1 protein-coding gene is annotated in these 2031 nt (G+C 32.1%); it reads left to right on the top strand.

The genetic code is table 11. The features are described 5' to 3' along the window. Positions 1 to 277: 277 nt before the first annotated feature. Complete coding sequence (locus tag EKM79_RS12140; RefSeq protein ID WP_125569156.1) at positions 278 to 1900, top strand: NAD(P)/FAD-dependent oxidoreductase; 1623 nt, start codon at positions 278 to 280, stop codon at positions 1898 to 1900. Positions 1901 to 2031 lie beyond the last annotated feature (131 nt).

The following is a 2031-nucleotide window of genomic DNA, read 5'->3' as shown; positions in this document are numbered from 1 at the left end:
AAAACATCCTCTCGCTCTGTTTATTTTGGTTGGTAGCCGATAAACAGTATACCGAAAGGGTGTTTTTTTAGCTAAAGCCTTTACTAACCCCCACAAGTAAAACTTGTGGTTTATTTATCACAATAACTAAATAATTTATTTTTTGGAAAAAAATAAATTTTATTATTATAATAATCATTTTTTTAATTAATTTTTTTCTAACAATTTTGATAATGACTCAAAATTTATCTAGAGTTATGCTGAATATGGTTACAAACGATTGGGGGATAAAATATTTATGGCAAAAAAGAACATTGTTATAATCGGAGCAGGTTTTTCCGGAGTTTATGCAACAAAGAAATTAGCAAAACATTTTAAGAGTAATCCAGATGTTTCTATAACGCTAATAGATAAACACTCCTACTTCACATATCTAACTGAACTCCATGAAGTTGCAGCGGAACGAGTTCCTGAGAATGCGATTCAATATGATCTTCAAAGGTTATTCTTTAATCAAAAGAATGTTCACTTAATTACAGATACGATTACTACTATAGATTACAAAAAAAGGATTATAGCGGGCAAAAATGGACAGTATCCTTACGATTATGTCGTACTTGGGATTGGATCAGAACCTAATGACTTTGGTACTCCAGGAGTAAAAGAATACGGATTTACACTTGGATCATGGGAACAAGCTATTAAACTAAAGAATCATATAAGAAAAGCTGTCTTAAACGGATCAATTGAACAAGATCCTGAAAAAAGAGCTTCTCTCCTATCCATTGCAGTCGTAGGATCCGGATTTACTGGTACGGAAACAATTGGTGAAATTTGCGATTGGAAAAACAGTTTGGCTCATGAATACAAAATAGATCCATCAGAAATAAAGTTATCATTAATAGAAATGGCACCAACAATCATGAATATGATGGATAGAAAAGATGCCGATAAAGCTGAGAACTATATGATTAAAAAAGGTATAAACATCATGAAAAACACCGGTGTTATTGGTGTACACGATGGATATATTGATTTAAAAAATGGCAATTCTTTCAAAACATCAACTTTAATTTGGACTGCCGGGGTTAAAGCAAATTCAATTACTTCCAAATTAGGTTTGGAGCTTTCACGTTCTGGCAGAATAGCAGTAAATGAGACAATGGAATCAAAATCCCAAGATAATATATTTGTTGTTGGAGATGTTAGTCTCTATGATGCGGATGGCTCTGGAAAAGGTGAGCCACAGATAGTACAAGGTGCTGAGGCCAGTGCACAAACCGCAGTTACTAACATTATTGCAAAATGCAATAGCAAACCTATGGTTCCATACAAAGCAAACTACCAAGGATTCATGGTCAGTCTAGGTTCAACATATGGTGTTGCCTTTATATTAAATAAATTTCATTTATCTGGATTTTTCGCTATTGCAATGAAACACATAGTCAATTTAATGTATTGTATACAAATATTCTCTGGATATTATTTAATTCAATATATGTTGCACGAATTTTTTAGAACAAAAAACAATCGTAATCTGATGTTCGGTCACATTTCAAGAAGTGGAAATGTACTTTGGACAGTTCCATTAAGAGTATTTCTTGGAATATCTTTAATAGGAATCAATTTTGCTAATATTTCAAGTATCTTAAAAATATTGTTAACGATTTGCGGAACATTTCTCATTGTTGGACTATTTACATGTACTACAGGTTTTATTACATTTATTTTAGGAATTATACTTTGTTCAAACGGTTATGCTAATACTATCGGATGGATCATCCCCACCTCCTTAGCATGTATGAATGGATCTGGACGATCATTCGGATTAGATAAATGGATTGTTCCATATATTCAGAAAAAACTAGGTAAAATGAGATATGGAAATGTTAAATCAATTTATAAATCAAATCACAATTAAAATCTCATAAATGAAACTTTAATGACAAAAATAGACAACCAATCTCAAAAGATTGGCTCTATGTCAAATAGTATTGGTGAGACATCTTAGAGCAATTTCCACACTAGAAATGGTGTGGATTTTTTTATGCC

The organism is Companilactobacillus insicii, from assembly GCF_003946015.1.
Classification (GTDB): Bacteria; Bacillota; Bacilli; order Lactobacillales; family Lactobacillaceae; genus Companilactobacillus; species Companilactobacillus insicii.
This window is presented reverse-complemented; position numbering and strand designations above follow the sequence as displayed.